This is a genomic window from Metabacillus rhizolycopersici (genome assembly GCF_020075705.1).
Genome location: NZ_JAIQUM010000091.1, coordinates 1 through 16327, shown reverse-complemented (window position 1 = coordinate 16327; position 16327 = coordinate 1). Strand labels below are relative to the sequence as shown.

Here is a 16327-nt window from a genome sequence, read left to right as displayed (position 1 = left end):
AGTAATTGATGCTCTTTAAAATTAACGTCTCTATAGTCTGGTCGAGTCACCGTTCGATCTCGAATAAATTTCCACATTTCTTGTTGTTTCATTGCATTACTAATAGCCGTCATGATGTTAATAAATAGATCGTTATGAGATGCCTTCGCAATCCCATTGTGCAATTGCTCATCTGTTTCTGGTACATATACGCCAGCCTTGGTTTCTTCCTCCATCTTTTTGATGGTCGAACGAAGATCCTTTATGTCTTCATCAGTCGCTCTTTGAGCTGCACATTTTACAATAATAGGCTCTATATTCATCCTTGTTTCAACAATATCCTCTGGGGATATCGATTTAAAGAAGATGGCTGATTGAGAATGATCAGATATAACCTGATTACTTTTCACATAAACCCCTTCTCCTTGACGGGAATAAATAATCCCATTCAATTCCAATGCACTAAGAGCCTGCCGAATAGGGGCCCGACTTACACCAAACTGTTCGCATAGTTCTCTTTCAGTTGGTAGCTTATCACCTATTGCAAATGAACCTGATTGGATTTCCGAAAAAATTTGATTATAAATTTGCATATATAACTTTTCGCTAGATACTGGATTAAAATTAATCATTACCACTTCTTTCCGTATTATGTTCATTTATAATAGCTGACAGGCATACCTGCTTGGAATGCCTGTCCATTATGGACTATATCAATTAGTCCATATGTGAACCACCATTAATATCTATTTCTTCACCTGTAATATACGATGATTCTTCAGAAGCTAAGAATGCAATAGCAGCTGCAATTTCTTCTGTTTCTCCAGGTCTTCCCGCTGGTATTCCTGCAATGACATTGTTTGCCACTTCTTCAGGAAGTGATTTCCAAATATCTGTGTTAACAAGCCCCGGTGCAACACAGTTAACCGTAATTCCATTCAATGCCACTTCACGAGCAAGATTTTTGGAGAATCCTAATACAGCAGCTTTAGATGCTGAATAGTGTGCTCCTCCGAATACCCCTCCTCCTCTTTTAGCAGATACAGAAGAAAGGCTTACGATTCTACCAAACTTTTGTTTTTTCATTGTCTCTAATACAGCTTGAGTACATAAGAACAAGCCAAACATATTTACATTAAAGACGCGTGTCATATCTTCTAGCGTCATATCCTGAACAGTAACTTTTTGTGAAATCCCCGCATTATTAACAAGTATGTCAATACGCCCATACTCTTCTAGAACTTTTTCAACCATAGCATCAACAGATTCTTTGCTCGTTACATTCAGTTCTACCCCTAATGCTTTTCCGCCTGCTTCTTGAATCGCATTAACAGTATCTTGAATTCCATCAGCATTTAAATCAGCAACTACAACAGCTGCTCCCTGTTTTGCAAGTGTTAGTGCAATGGTACGTCCAATCCCTTTTTTTGAGCCACTTCCTGTAACGATTGCTACTCTATCATTTAATTGAAACATGTTTTCTTTCTCTCCTTGAGTTAAGATTTATTTTGTTAATTTTCTATTAAAGAATTTCTTTTGCCGTGTTAATGATATTTTCAACGGTAATTCCATTTAGTTCTAATAACTTTTCGTACGGAGCTGATTGACCAAATTGATCTTGAACACCAATTCTTCGTACTGTTCCTCTTCCTTCTTCTGCCACCACTTCACATACAGCGCTTCCAAGTCCATTTAAAATATTATGATCTTCAACCGTAATGATTTTGCCAATATCTAGACATTCAACGACTGCTTCTCGATCTAAAGGTTTAATCGTATGCATGTCTAATAGCTTTACGGAAACCCCTTCTTTTTCCAATCTCTTTGTAGCTTCTAATGCCAGACGTACAGTATCCCCATTCGCAATAATCGCTATATCTTGACCGTCCTTAATTTTTTTGGCTTTCCCAATTGTAAATTCTTCATTTTCATCATATAGAACGGGAACTGTATCTCTCGTAAAACGAAGGTATACCGGCCCATACATTTTTGCTGCTTGTTCGACTAATTTTCTAGTAGAAAAATAGTCAGCACCCATAATGACTGTCATATTTGGAAAACTTCTTAATACCCCCATATCTTCTATCGCTTGGTGACTTCCACCATCGTTGGCTGGAGTAAGCCCTCCATGAGAGCAAGCAATTTTAACATTTAAATTCGGATAACAAACCTCTTGTCTAATTTGCTCAGCCATTCTTAAGGAGCCAAATACAGCGTAAGTGCTTACAAATGGGATTTTACCAGTTGTTGCAAGTCCTGCAGCTAAACCGGCAGCGTTTTGCTCAGCAATTCCAACATTAATATGTTGATCCGGTAACTGCTTAATGAAATTGCTAGTTTTACAGGATTTTGCAATATCGACATCAATCACATAAATATCTTTATTCTCTTTACCTAATTTTACGATTTCATCACCAAAGGCTTCTCTTGTAGCTTTTTTTACTGTAAGGTCTTTTTCTAGTACGCTCATTATTTTAAACCTCCTGCGATTTCTTCTATTGCTTGTTGATATTCTGCATCATTAGGAGCAACCCCGTGCCAATCAGCGATATTTTCCATATAAGAAACGCCTCTACCTTTTACCGTATCAAGGACAATGCATTTTGGCTTTCCATTTTTCAATTCTCTAATTTCATCTAATGTTTCAACAATCTCTTCCATCGAATGTCCATTAATACGTTTTGTTTCAAAACCGAAGGCTTCAAATTTCTTTTCTAAATCTTGTAGTGGCATTATTTCATCACAGAAGCCATCAATTTGGAGTCTGTTATTATCTACAAACACCACTAAATTATCTAATTGATACTTCACTGCCGTTTGAGCAGCTTCCCAAATTTGACCTTCTTGACACTCACCATCTCCGACTAAAGAAAACACTCGGTAATCTTTTTGATCTCTTTTACCTGCAATCGCCATACCTACTCCACAAGAAAGACCTTGACCTAGAGAACCTGTAGAAATGTCGATTCCTGGGCATCTTTTCATATCTGGATGTCCTTGAAAAGGCGAACCATATTCTCTTAATGTATAGATTGTTTCATATGGGACATATCCTAGTAGAGCTAATGCAGCATATTGGATTGGGCAAACATGACCTTTTGAAAGAACAAATCGGTCACGATCTTCCCAAGTAGGATTGTTTGGATCAATGTTCATTTCTTTAAAATATAGCGCTGTCATGATATCCGCTGCAGAGAGTGAACCTCCCGGATGACCTGATTGTGCTTCGTGAATCATGGTTACAGCTGTTTTTCTCATTTCAATTGCTTTTTCTTTCAATTCTTCGATACTTATATTTTTCATCTACGCCACCTCATTAAATTATGACTTGCCTTTTTAGCTCTTAGCTAAAGGGCTTACATTTTTGTTACTATGATTCATTGTCATCTTATTACGTTGTTAACTTGTCTACTAAGTTACCTTGTAGTTTAAGTATACCTACAATCTAATATTTGTCAACCTGAATTTTCTTTAAATTCATTACATTGCCTTATTTTAAAGAAACCTAGCTTCCACACCATAAAAGACGCTCTATTTCTGGAGTTTTCAATAAACATAGGACTACAAGTCTGGATCTATAAAAGGACATGGTCATATTTATGTAAAAAAATAAAAGAGGAAATCAGAAAGAAAAAACTATTCAGAGTTATCCTCTTTATTGTTGATTTACTTAAATTTGAAAAAATAAAGTAATTGAATTTTCGAAATATTGAAGATAATATGAACACGTACATATATTAAAAAAGGAGGAATTTTTTCATGGGAGTAACATTTTTAGGTAATCCAGTAACATTAATTGGCAGTCAAGTGAAAGCAGGGGACAAAGCTCCAAACTATACAGTATTAGCTAATGATTTATCCGAAGTAACTTTAGATAGTTCAAAGGGTCATGTGCGTTTAATCAGTGTGGTTCCTTCGATTGATACAGGTGTATGTGATGCACAAACGCGCCGTTTTAACGAAGAAGCAACAAAACTTGATAACGTAAAAGTTTTAACAGTTAGTGTAGATTTGCCTTTTGCTCAAACACGCTGGTGCGGCTCCAATGGAATTGAGAATGTTCAAACCCTTTCAGATCACCGAGATTTATCATTTGGTGAAGCATTCGGTGTAGCAATTAAAGAATTAAGACTATTAGCTCGCTCTGTTTTTGTAGTAGATTCTAATGATGTTGTAACATATGCTGAGTATGTGAATGAAGTAACAGAGCATCCAAACTATGAAGCAGCAATTGAAGCAGCAATCGAAGCAGTAATAGCTTCTAATTAATTAAATAATTCCTAGAACCAGAGTGTAATATTCAAAGAGGATGTTCCTTTTCTGGTAACAAAAAAGGAGTTTTACCGGGAGAGTATTTACGATGTAACAAAGCCTCCATTCCACCATGGTTAAACTTGTTCACATAGCTTGAGATGGTTTCGCGGTGTACGATTAACAGCTCTGCTACTTGAATTGCTTAATAACCTTGCAGAATTAGGTGACTAACAGCAATTCTCTTCGCCATCATTGCCTTTTTAATCGTTTTCTCATCTTGACTCGCTCCTTTATTCGTTCTTTATAGGAGCAGTGTAGACAAGAAAGAACAGCCCTTAGACGTATCGAAAAATTAAGTATCATTATCTATAAATAAATTAAGAAAGGCATCGGTTAAGGACCGATGCCTTTTATTGTGTTTAGTTAAACGTTGTCCTTCTGAACCAAATCCATTACTCACGGTCTGTCCCTTTTCAACATCCTTTACATTATATTAAACATCCAACGTATTTCCATTACTCTCCGCTCTAAGTCTTTGTCGTTTTGCCTTTTTAAAATGGAGCAGTTCATACACAACCGGAATCACGACTAATGTCAAGATCGTTGCCACACTCAATCCACCAATGACAACAACTGCTAGACTTGCAGATACTAAATTGGCTGATTCAGCTTCTTTAAATAAGAGTGGAAGCATCGCTGAAATCGTCGCAACAGCTGTCATAATGATTGGCCGCATTCTGACTGTGGCTGCCTCTACAATTGCCTCTCTAATCATCATTGTTTGTTCATTTTGCTTCACACGGTCAAGAAGAACAATTGCATTTGTTACAACAATTCCGATTAACATTAATGCTCCTAGTAATGCCGTAACATCGACAGAAATACCACTAATGATTATTCCTAGTATTGCCCCGATTGCTGCAAGTGGTAATGAGAAAAGAATCGCAATCGGTGCACGAATTGTTTTAAAGGTAATGACCATAATCAGGAACACAATTCCGATTGATGCAAGCATGGTCATAAATAAATCATTGAACTCACTTGCCTGGTCAACACTTGCTCCACCTACAAGCACTTCGATATGATCAGGAATTTCTAATCCTTCAACTGTCCCATCACCAAAGATCTTTTTGTTCACTTCTGTTGAGATCACTGACAATTTTTCCGGATCGATTGTTGCCGTGACCCTTACATATTGCTCACCATCTTTATGAAAGGAACTAGTTGGTTCATTTGTTTGCTTTAATTCCGCTACCTCAGAAATGGTTGTCATTCCACTAGCTGTCATAATTGGAACATCAGATATTTCTTTTTCAGTCTCTGGGTTAAAAATTGGTTCAAGCATCACCATTGTTTGTACATCATTCATTTCAATCGTGCCGAGCGGCGTTTTATTCAGCATCATTGAAGCTTGTTGCGCAACTTGATCAGCTTTAGCTATACTTGGGTCGACAACAAATGAATAGACCGATTTCGTCTCTTCCTGGTTCGAACTCACCTTTTCAATACCTTCAATATCTCTTATTTCAGCTTGAACCTTTTCCGCCATTGTTAGTAATTCATTTACATCATCACCAATGACATCAATCGTGATTGACGTCGTACCTCCACCCATCATTGAAGCTTCTGTAACCTCTAGCGTTGCATCTTTATATTCATCCTTTTGTGAATTAATCGTATCAACAAAGTCTCCTAAATCTGCATCTTCTTCAAGCATCGCCATAATTTGCGTTTGCGTCGGATTACCAACAGCACCGTATTTAGCAGCATCTGCTGAATTTCCTAGCTGCAAATAGACATTATCAATTCCTTTTTGTTTTAATATATATTCTTCAAGTTTGATAGACTCTTCTTTCACTTTTTCAATTGGTGTTTCATTTGGATATTTTAATGAAACAAAGACATAATCTGCTTTTGCTTCATTAGCTGAACCTTTAGGTAGCAACATATACGCTCCAATTGATCCGGCGAACATGATAAATGCAGTCACTAGCACTACCCATTTATGGTTTAAAGACCATGTTAAAAACTTTGTAAATTTTATTGCTGGCTTGTGCTCTTTCAATTTTGCATTTTTTAGTAAGCTAGCACTCATCACTGGTACAACAGTTACTGCTACAAGTAAGGATGCTAAGAGTGAGTACGTAATCGTTAATGCGAAAGGTAGGAGAAAGTCTTGTAAGCTCCCACTTAATAGCCCTAGAGGTAAAAATACGGCCACCGTTGTAAGCGTCGACGACGTAATGGCTGATACTACCTCTTTCGTTGCATCAATTACGATTTTTATCGAAAATTCTTCCTTTTGTACCCGTCTAAAAATATTCTCAATCACAACGATACTGTCATCGACAAGACGCCCAACCGCAACTGCTACTCCACCAAGTGTTAACACATTTAATGTTACACCTGACTGAGCAAGTAAGAATAATGTAAAGCCTAAAGACAGCGGAATCGATACGATTGTAATTAATGTCGACCGAAGATTACGTAAGAAAATCATAATCACAATTGTTGCAAATAGTGCACCTAGCAGTACTTCCTTAATCATACTCGTAACGGAAGATTCTACTGAATCAGCCGTAGCTAATACAACAGTCGATTCTAGGTTATCGTACTTTGCATTTACTTCTTCTGATACCTTTTTAGCTTCCTTACCAATCGTTACCGCATTTGAATGGCTATCCTTTGTAATGACGAATATTAATCCGTCCTTACCATTCAATCTTGTAAGGTTATTTTCTTGCTTTTCAACTGAAATACTTGCTACATCCTTAAGAGATACAGAGGGAATAACTTCCGTATTTTCAAGTTTTTCAATTGTATTTACATCACCAACAACTTTTATATTTGCTGTTTTACCGGCAAGATTGATTTCACCGACAGCAGTTGCAACATTATGCCCTTGAAGCAATGGCATAATATGTTCAAATGTCACTTGCTTTTCAGCCATCTTTTTTTCATCTAATTTAATTGATACATATGAAGGGATTGTGCCATTCGTTTGAATCTCCGCCACACCATCGATATTTTTAAAGTAAGGGACAATTTCATCTTCAGCATATTGAATCGTTTCAGGATTAATTCCTCCATCAAACGTTAACGCAATATATGAAACTGGAATCATTGATGTATTCAATTGCACAATATTTGGCTTCATCACATTTGCTGGTAACGGTACAGTCGCTAAAGCATCTTCTATTTCACGCTTTGCTTCTTTTTTATCCACCTTTGACTCCAAATGAATATCGACAGTTGAATAACCATCACCAGTTGTTGAAAACACATTGACCTTGCCATTAACACTGTCAACAGCCTTTTCAATCGGGGTTGTCACTTGCTCCTCCATCGAACGTGCATCAAGTCCCTCTCCCATAACAACAACTGAAATAAATGGTTGATCAGCAGATGGTAAAAATTCCATCGGTAATCGAAAATAACTTAGAACCCCCATGACTAATATAAGCATTGACATAATGCCTACAGCAGCTTTGTTCTTAAAGGACCATTTCGTAATCCAAGACATTTTTCGTTAACTCCTCTCCATTTTTCATTTTTCTTCTTCGCTACTAAGTCATAATAACTACAATCATTATTTTAATAACAAAAAGTGGAAGCGATAAATGACTTAAGGTGTAAAAGCTTATACGGCTTAAGACGTATTCTAAAAAAATCTTCATTTGTTATGTAATCAAATTTACCGTCGCTTCGGTATTCTTCTTAAAAAATAAGAGTGGAAAATAAAAGCAGAAAATTAGGGGTATGCCCATTACTAGATTTATGGTATCTTATAAAGTGTTAACGTACTAAAGTGTTATGAAATTATATTAAAGGTAGGTTTTTTCCTTATGAAACGTTTAGCTACTATCATTCTTGCTCTAGCAGCAATGTTCACGCTACTTGCTGCATGCTCAAGTGCAGGAGAAGAAAAAGACAAAGAACTTATCATAGGTATTGATGATAAATTTGCTCCAATGGGATTCAGAGATAAAAATAACGAAATCGTTGGTTTTGATATTGACTATGCCAAGGCGGCTATGGAAAAAATGGGCGTAGAAGCTAAATTTCAACCAATTGATTGGAAAACAAAAGAATCAGAACTAAGCAGTGGACGCATTGATCTTATTTGGAACGGGTATACCATTACAGATGAACGAAAAGAGAAGGTTCTTTTCACAAAGCCTTACTTAAAAAATTCCCAAGTTGTTGTCACACTAGCTAATTCAAACATTTCCAAGCTTGATAATTTAGCAGGGAAAGTCGTTGGAATTCAAGGTCTTTCTTCAGCTTCTGATGCATTAGATGCGAATCCAATCAAATCTAAGATTAAGACCATTACCGAGTTTTCTGACAATGTTTTAGCTTTAAGTGATTTGAAAAACGGTCGTGTAGATGCAGTCGTGATTGATGAAGTTGTCATTAACTATTACATGTCTCAAGAAGAAGGTACTTTTAAACTACTCGATGAATCGCTAGCACCAGAGGAATATGGTATAGGCGTGAAAAAAGGCAATGAAGCATTGCTACAGGAGCTTCAAAAAGCGCTTGATGAGATGAATGAAGATGGTACTGCTGCTGAAATCTCGAAAAAATGGTTTGGCGAAGATAAGGTTTTAAAGTAAAATACACCTATTGAACAAATAATGAAGCAAAGAGATTGTCCTATAAGGGTCATACCCTTATAGGACAACCTTTTTTATTTTGGAGGAATTATTTCATGTCCATAGATTATTTCATGTCCATTCTTAAGCCGATGTTAGAAGGAGCACAGATGACTGTCCTCTTGTTTTTTATTGCGATTGTCGTCTCGATTCCGTTAGGCTTTCTCTTAACATTGGCAGTAAAAAGTAGATTCAAGCCGCTTGCATGGCTTGCCCAAACTTATGTTTATTTAATGCGTGGTACACCATTATTGCTACAGCTTTTAGTGATTTGCTTCGGATTACCAATGCTTCCTGTCGTTGGAGAATATTTGGTTCTCGACCGCTTTGTCGCTGCATGTTTAGGCTTTATTTTAAATTATGCTGCCTATTTTGCCGAGATTTTCCGCGGTGGTCTTCTTTCGATTGATAAAGGCCAATATGAAGCTTCTCAGGTGCTCGGTTTGAATAAATGGCAGACCATGACAAAAATTATCGTACCACAAATGTTCCGCGTCGCACTTCCTGCTGTTTCAAACGAAACGGTCACACTCGTCAAGGATACTGCGCTGCTTTATGCTGTTGCCGTACCGGAATTGTTACACTTTGCTCAGACTGCTGTAAACCGCGACTTTACAATTATGCCTTTCTTTGTTGCAGGTCTCATTTATTTAATTATGACGCTTATCTTGACGATGTTCTTTAAATGGCTGGAACGAAAATTTAAATTTGAATAAGAAGGAGTGATGAACGTGGCTATCATTGAAGTATCTAATCTTAAAAAATCATATGGAGAATTAGAAGTATTAAAACAGATAACGTTTGATGTCAATAAAAATGATGTAATCGCAGTGATCGGTCCCTCTGGCTCTGGAAAAAGCACGATGCTCCGTAGTCTCATTCATCTTGAAGAAATAAACGGCGGCAGCATCGCTGTATCTGGTCATTATTTAGTGATGGATGGAGTCTACTCAAAGCCACAGGAGATCAAGCAAATCACCTCTAAAATGGGGATGGTCTTCCAACACTTCAATCTTTTTCCACATCTAACTGTGAAAGAAAATCTCGAGATCGCTCCAAAAATGGCTAAGGTGGAGTCATTAGCAGAGATTCAACGCCGTAGCACTGAGCTGTTGGAGAAGGTTGGACTTTCAGACCGGGCACAAGCTTACCCAGCCAATCTCTCGGGTGGTCAAAAGCAAAGAGTCGCAATTGCACGAGCGCTCATGATGAACCCAGAAATTCTCTTGTTCGATGAGCCTACCTCCGCTTTAGATCCAGAATTGACCGGAGAAGTATTACAAGTTATGAAGGATCTTGCTAAGGAGCACATGACAATGATTGTCGTCACACATGAGATGGGCTTCGCCAAAGAAGTAGCGAACAAGGTCATGTTCATGGACAACGGAGAAATCATCGAATCCGGTCATCCGAATGAGCTATTCATGAATCCAAAATTTGACCGCACAAAAGCCTTCTTGAACAGAAGCTTAAAATAATTCACGAAATGACGCTAGTAAGTGTCTATAAAACGATCGATTGAACTGCTTGAGATTTCAATCGTAATGTGGGTAACTCGAAAAGTCGTTCTTCATACGCCCTTTTGAGTTATCCTTTTTTTATTGTTTTTAGCTGGGTATGTAAATGATTGTAACCTATTAATTTTCTGACTATACTGAATTGTATATAAACGAAAAAGTGGGGGAGATTATTTTGATTAAGGGCATTGGACATCTTGGACTAATCGTAAAGGATATGGAAAAATCACTACATTTTTATTGTTCTATTTTAGGGCTTCAAAAAGCATTCGAGATTCACGATGATCATGATAAGCCTTGGATAGTCTATATTAAAGTGAGCGAAGGGCAATTCATTGAGCTCTTTTACGGTGGCACACACAAACCTCAAGAAGTTGAAAATCAGATTGGCTTTCACCATCTTTGTCTAGAGGTACATGATATTTATGAAATGGCAAATCATCTTAAACAAAACGGAATAACACTAGATATTGAACCGGCAAGAGGTAAAGCACATAATTTACAGTGCTGGGCAAAAGATCCAGATGGCAATCGGATAGAATTTATGCAATTAGACCCTGCTTCTCCACATATGAACTGTTAACAGCCGGTTAACAAAAATCAGACCCCAACAGCACATGTAGTATTGATTACATTCCATGTACTTTAAGAGTCTGACAATTACAGCATTATTTTAAACTACTATTTACTTACCTTCCAATACTTGAATATATGCCTTCATATAATCAGGTAAGTCAGGTGGACGTCTACTAGAAATCAAATGGCCGTCTACAACAACTGCTTCATCAAGCCACGTAGCACCAGCATTCTCCATATCATCGCGAATACCTGGTGTGCTTGTTACCGTCTTTCCATTCAAGATTTTTGCTGAAATTAATACCCAGCCAGCATGACAGATTTGTCCAATTGGCTTTTTTCTCTCTTCCATGTGTTGAACAATATCGATAACTTCTTTGAAACGACGAAGTTTATCAGGAGCCCACCCACCTGGAACAAGTAAAGCATCATAATCGTTAGGGTCTACATCCTTAAAAGCAAAGTCAGATGTAGCTGGTACTCCATACTTCCCTTTATATGTATATCCTGCATCCTCTCCAACTAAATGGACAGTTGCTCCCTCTTCACGCAAGCGAAGAACCGGATACCAAAGCTCTAAATCTTCACAATCTTCATGAACAAAACTTAAAACCTTCTTACCTGTTAGTTTCATATGATCCTGCCTCCTTGATTTTCCTTTTACCTTACCTTATCTACAAAGTAATTACAATTGAAAAGTGGAAGCAACCTGGTCACTCGATAGTGAGTATACCTATGAGCCCCACTTCAATTAACACTGAAATAAACACGAACTACACAAGCCAGCTGCCACGTTCGTAATCTTCTTTTGCAGTCTTAATTAGCAAAAAATATGTATGTACGTTACGTCCCTCTCGCACTATAACAAAAAGGCCAGAGTGGTCTATTACCGACTATGGCCTTTCTAATTACTCATTTCTACCAATAAACTTGCCGTGTGCTGATCGGTTATTAATACATTTGCATACTTCCCTTTTAATGCTCCATAAATCGCTTCGAGTTTTTTGGGTCCGCCGGCTACAAGGATTGATTTTTCCTTTTTCGCTAGTTCGTGTAGTTCAATACCGATGGTGCGATTGTTTAAATCCTCCACACAAATTTCACCGTTTTTATCAAAAAATCTTGAGCATATTTCCCCAGCAGCTTTTGATTGGATAAGATGCTGATCTTCTTTTGTGAAATATTCTGCTTGTAATAAAACCGAGTCTACAACAGGTATACCGACACTAAAAATGGCGACATTCGCTTGTTTACCCAAGTCGAGAATTTTATGGATATGTCGATCGGCTTCAATCGCTTGCTTCACAACGATATGATCAACAATTGCTGGTAGCGGTAATAAAAAGGTTTGCGTATTAAATGCTGCACCTAATAAATGAATAATTTCCGCAGAATACGTTTTTGCTTCTGAATGATTGACACCACCGTTTAACTGGACGATCGTTGTGTTACTAATTGGTTTCGGTGTCAGTGTCTTTGCAACTTCATAAATAGTGGTTCCCCACGATGTTGCAATGATATCATCGTCTTTGACCACTTTATGCAAATAGCTTGCTCCTACTTGACCTAGATGCTTCTTAATAAGTGTGTGGTCATACTCTGGAACAGAAGCTACAATCACTTCCTTCAAACCGAACTTAGTCTTTAATCGTTCTGTTAATTCTTCTCCCGCTTCAACAGGATTATGAATCTTAATTTCAACAATTCCTGAATCCTTCGCTTGCTTTAATAATCTTGAAACAGTTGGTCTTGAGACATCTAGTTTTTTGGCAATTTCTTGTTGACTATAATCTAATTGATAGTAAAGCCTCGCTACTTCAATTATTTTATTAAGCTTATCCATTTCCATTTTTACAGCACCTAATTCTAATTTAAGTGACTAGCATTAGCACCTTTTCATTCTCGATAAACAAGGTATTCTACGCCTATGATTATTCAGGAGATAAGTACTAGCTAGATATCAATTTATTTCTTCATTATCTTTATTACAAAATGAAAGAGAAAGGCTGACATTTAAGTTAAACGTCAGCCTCTTGTCTCTTGTTGATTATTTTATGCTTGGATAAGTTTTTTCACACGAGCAACAACGTTCTCAACTGTAAAGCCATATTCAGCTAATATGCGACTTTCTGGAGCAGAAGCACCAAATGTGTTAATAGCTAAGATATCACCTTCATCACCAGCATAACGATCCCATCCTAGTGAAGCACCCATTTCGATTGCTAAACGTTTCTTAACTTCTTTTGGAAGAACAGAACGTCTGTATTCTTCAGATTGAGCTTCAAAGCGATTCCAAGCTGGCATACTAACTACAGATGCTTCAATACCTTCAGTAGCTAAAACTTCTTGAGCTTTGATTGCAAGACCAACTTCTGATCCTGATGCTAATAGAAGAACGTCTGCTGTTTCTTTCGCAGCTGGTGAAACAACGTAAGCACCTTTTTGTACACCTTCATAAGCAGTTTCTTTTGTGCCTTTGATTGTGTCTAGGTTTTGACGTGTTAAAACAAGTGCAGTTGGAGTTGATTTTGATTCAATTGCTGTTTTCCAAGCTGCAGCTGTTTCGTTTCCATCTGCTGGACGAACAACTGAAAGGTTTGGCATTGCACGTAATGATGCAAGCTGTTCGATTGGCTCATGTGTTGGGCCATCTTCACCTACAGCAATACTGTCATGCGTAAATACATATGTTACAGGTAAGTTCATTAATGCAGCCAAACGAATTGCTGGGCGTAGGTAATCAGAGAATACGAAGAATGTTCCTCCAAATACTTGTAAACCGCCGTGTAAAGCCATACCGTTTAATGCAGCACCCATTGCAAATTCACGCACACCGAACCAAATGTTACGGCCAGCATAATCTGCGCTTGAGAAGTCTCCTGCACCATTGATTGTTGTTTTGTTAGATCCTGCTAAGTCAGCTGAACCACCGAAGAATGATGGAAGACCTTTTGCAATTCCATTTAATACTTCACCAGAAGATGCACGAGAAGCTAGGCTTGAACCTTCTTCATAAACAGGAATGTCTTTATCCCATCCTTCTGGAAGCTCACCGCTGATTGCAGTTTGGAATTGTTTTGCAAGCTCTGGGTATTCTTTTCCGTAAGCTGCTACTAGCTCATTCCATGCAGTTTCTTTTGTTGCTCCTGCTTCTTTAACTGTTTTGTTAAAGTGATCATACACTTCGCTTGGTACGTGGAAATCTTCTTCAAATGTCCAGTCATAAGCTTCTTTTGTTAATTTAATTTCATCTGCACCTAGTGGAGAACCGTGTGAAGCAGATTTACCAGCTTTATTAGGTGAACCAAATCCGATTGTTGTTCTTACTTCAATTAATGTTGGGCGGTTTTCGTCTTGTTTCGCTTGTTCAATCGCTTTTGAAATTTCGTTCAAGTCGTTTCCGTTTTCAACGCGAATTACTTGCCAGCCTTGTGCTGTGAAGCGTTGCTCAACATTTTCAGAGAATGATTTATTTAAATCTCCATCTAATGAGATATCATTCGAATCATAAAGAACAACAAGACGTCCTAATTTTAAGTGAGCTGCTAAAGAAGCTGCCTCAGAAGAGATACCTTCCATTAAGTCTCCATCACCACAAATTGCATATGTGAAGTGATCAACAACGTCAAATGAAGGCTTGTTGTATGTTTCAGCTAAGTGACGCTCAGCCATTGCCATACCAACAGCCATCGCAATTCCTTGTCCAAGTGGACCAGTTGTTGCGTCTACACCTGCAGTGTGTCCGAATTCTGGGTGACCTGGAGTTCTACTTCCCCATTGTCTGAATGATTTTAAATCATCCATTGTCACATCATAGCCTGTTAAGTGAAGTAAGCTGTATAAAAGCATTGATCCGTGTCCTGCAGAAAGAACAAAACGGTCACGGTTAAACCAGCTTGGGTTTGATGGGTTTATATTCATAAATTTAGACCAAAGTGTATAAGCCATTGGTGCTGCACCCATTGGCATACCTGGATGTCCTGAATTCGCTTTTTCAATCGCATCAATTGATAAAGTACGAATCGTTTCGATAGATAATTTTTCGATTTGTGTTAGATCTGCTGTTAATTCACTCATTTTCTTATATCCCTCCGAGAACTAAGTTAGTTTTAAACTCTACTTGATTGTCTTGAATCAGTAATTGCGCAGATGGTTCATTAGATAAACTCCACTCAATTACTGCATTCTTCAATTTATTAGCAATCACTCGATCAAATGCAGTTGGATATGGTCCTCCACATTGAGAATCATCAATATCAACCGTTCTCCAATCAAGATCAAACTCATCAAAGTGTCCGTCAATTGAAGCAGGATCAATAGAATGGTTCATCAAAATGAATGTATATTCTTCTTGATTTGCTTGCTTCATTCTAATGTGCTGCTTAAAGTGCTCGATTTCTTCCTCACTAGCCTTCGTCATTACCTCTGCTTCAACTGCTAACGCTGAATTGATCAAAAGCTTTGATGAACCAAAACCAGGAATCTGCACCTTAAAGACCCTTACTTTTCCATAGGACAAAGAACTAGCCGTGTCCCTTACACACTCTATGTTTTCAACAATTGCATTTAAAGCCGTATCATAACCTAGAGTGAATTGAGATCCTTCAACATTATTAAAAATACTAACAGGAACGTGTAATAACTTAGATGAAAGATGTTTAGTTTCAACTTCATTTCCACCTAATACAATAACCTTATCGAGTGCTGATAATTCATCTGCAATGACCAAAGATTTTTCGTTCCAAACGTCAAGAGGAAAAGTGCTTAGTACATAGCTTTCTGAACCTAAACTTGATGAGAAGCTCTTCTTAGTCATTTCTTTAAGTTCAATATCTTTCGAAACTCTGTTACATTCAATCCCATAGATCGTTGTCTCTTGTAAAGATAGTCCTTCGATAAGGGAACGGACGATCTGTGCTGTACCTGCCGAAGCCCAGCCAAAATGAACTACTCCGATTTTCATCTTCGTTACCCCCCTTACAACAAAAGCATAATCGCCTTAGTTAGTCACAATTCTAAAATTTTATAATAAGCTTTTTTAGATAGAAATTTTGTTCATCAACATTTGAACATTTGTCATATTATTAGTATATACGAAATAATAAAAAAGATAAATAGTTAAATTTGCTAAATTTCAACAAATAACGGTTAGACCAGATTAGCCCTAACTATCTGAGTCATTAAAAGAAAATAACAAAAACGACCATTACAATTCAGAGGCCACTGAAAAAGTCCATTATTAAATTAGGCAGTTGAAAGTTCGATTATATCGAACTTTCAACTGCCTTTTTACTCTATAATGGTTTTATTAACTGTATGTAGGTGATATCCAAATGATTTCAA

15 protein-coding genes are annotated in these 16327 nt (G+C 37.5%); 5 read left to right on the top strand and 10 right to left on the bottom strand.

Translation table 11 applies throughout. From position 1 onward, the window contains the following. The 4 genes from K9V48_RS23980 to K9V48_RS23965 all read right to left on the bottom strand — a co-directional run. A partial coding sequence (locus K9V48_RS23980) for a FadR/GntR family transcriptional regulator (RefSeq protein WP_224141631.1) occupies positions 1–617 on the bottom strand: 617 nt, incomplete at its 3' end. 79 nt (positions 618–696) lie between these two features. Beyond that, positions 697–1455, bottom strand: coding sequence for an SDR family NAD(P)-dependent oxidoreductase (locus K9V48_RS23975; RefSeq protein ID WP_224141629.1), 759 nt, complete (start codon positions 1453–1455; stop codon positions 697–699). A gap of 46 nt (positions 1456–1501) precedes the next feature. Then, positions 1502–2449: a transketolase family protein gene (locus K9V48_RS23970; protein WP_224141628.1), complete on the bottom strand. Its 948-nt coding sequence runs from the start codon at positions 2447–2449 to the stop codon at positions 1502–1504. After that, positions 2449–3282 carry a transketolase gene (locus K9V48_RS23965; RefSeq protein ID WP_224141627.1) on the bottom strand — a complete coding sequence of 278 codons (834 nt, stop codon included), beginning with the start codon at positions 3280–3282 and terminating at the stop codon, positions 2449–2451. Before K9V48_RS23965 ends, K9V48_RS23970 begins: the two co-directional genes overlap by 1 nt. Positions 3283–3738: 456 nt before the next feature. Between K9V48_RS23965 and tpx the strand changes: the two genes are divergently transcribed. Continuing rightward, entirely contained in the window at positions 3739–4248 is a 510-nt protein-coding gene (gene tpx, locus K9V48_RS23960) for a thiol peroxidase (RefSeq protein WP_224141626.1), read from the top strand. Between the two features lie 31 nt (positions 4249–4279). Here the strand turns inward: tpx and K9V48_RS29755 are convergent, their stop codons facing one another. Both K9V48_RS29755 and K9V48_RS23955 read right to left on the bottom strand, forming a co-directional pair. Continuing rightward, positions 4280–4417: a helix-turn-helix domain-containing protein gene (locus tag K9V48_RS29755; protein WP_368858306.1), complete on the bottom strand. Its 138-nt coding sequence runs from the start codon at positions 4415–4417 to the stop codon at positions 4280–4282. A 309-nt stretch (positions 4418–4726) separates the two neighbouring features. After that, positions 4727–7756, bottom strand: coding sequence for an efflux RND transporter permease subunit (locus K9V48_RS23955; protein ID WP_224141625.1), 3030 nt, complete (start codon positions 7754–7756; stop codon positions 4727–4729). Between the two features lie 322 nt (positions 7757–8078). Between K9V48_RS23955 and K9V48_RS23950 the strand changes: the two genes are divergently transcribed. The 4 genes from K9V48_RS23950 to K9V48_RS23935 all read left to right on the top strand — a co-directional run bounded on the left by K9V48_RS23950 (position 8079) and on the right by K9V48_RS23935 (position 10991). Then, positions 8079–8852 (top strand): amino acid ABC transporter substrate-binding protein, encoded by a 774-nt coding sequence (locus K9V48_RS23950; protein ID WP_224141624.1) that lies wholly within the window; start codon positions 8079–8081, stop codon positions 8850–8852. 95 nt (positions 8853–8947) lie between these two features. Further along, positions 8948–9607 (top strand): amino acid ABC transporter permease, encoded by a 660-nt coding sequence (locus tag K9V48_RS23945; protein WP_224141623.1) that lies wholly within the window; start codon positions 8948–8950, stop codon positions 9605–9607. Between the two features lie 15 nt (positions 9608–9622). Then, entirely contained in the window at positions 9623–10369 is a 747-nt protein-coding gene (locus tag K9V48_RS23940; RefSeq protein WP_308012617.1) for an amino acid ABC transporter ATP-binding protein, read from the top strand. Between the two features lie 214 nt (positions 10370–10583). Further along, positions 10584–10991, top strand: coding sequence for a VOC family protein (locus K9V48_RS23935; RefSeq protein WP_224141622.1), 408 nt, complete (start codon positions 10584–10586; stop codon positions 10989–10991). A gap of 102 nt (positions 10992–11093) precedes the next feature. Here the strand turns inward: K9V48_RS23935 and K9V48_RS23930 are convergent, their stop codons facing one another. The 4 genes from K9V48_RS23930 to K9V48_RS23915 all read right to left on the bottom strand — a co-directional run bounded on the left by K9V48_RS23930 (position 11094) and on the right by K9V48_RS23915 (position 15947). Then, entirely contained in the window at positions 11094–11618 is a 525-nt protein-coding gene (locus K9V48_RS23930; protein WP_224141621.1) for a type 1 glutamine amidotransferase domain-containing protein, read from the bottom strand. Positions 11619–11888: 270 nt separating this feature from the next. Then, the gene (gene deoR / locus K9V48_RS23925; protein WP_224141620.1) at positions 11889–12833 is read right to left on the bottom strand and encodes a DNA-binding transcriptional repressor DeoR; all 945 of its coding nucleotides are present in this window, start codon (positions 12831–12833) and stop codon (positions 11889–11891) included. A 203-nt stretch (positions 12834–13036) separates the two neighbouring features. Then, the gene (tkt, locus tag K9V48_RS23920; protein WP_224141619.1) at positions 13037–15061 is read right to left on the bottom strand and encodes a transketolase; all 2025 of its coding nucleotides are present in this window, start codon (positions 15059–15061) and stop codon (positions 13037–13039) included. Positions 15062–15065: 4 nt separating this feature from the next. Continuing rightward, positions 15066–15947 (bottom strand): 6-phosphofructokinase, encoded by an 882-nt coding sequence (locus K9V48_RS23915; RefSeq protein WP_224141618.1) that lies wholly within the window; start codon positions 15945–15947, stop codon positions 15066–15068. Positions 15948–16327: the final 380 nt, after the last annotated feature.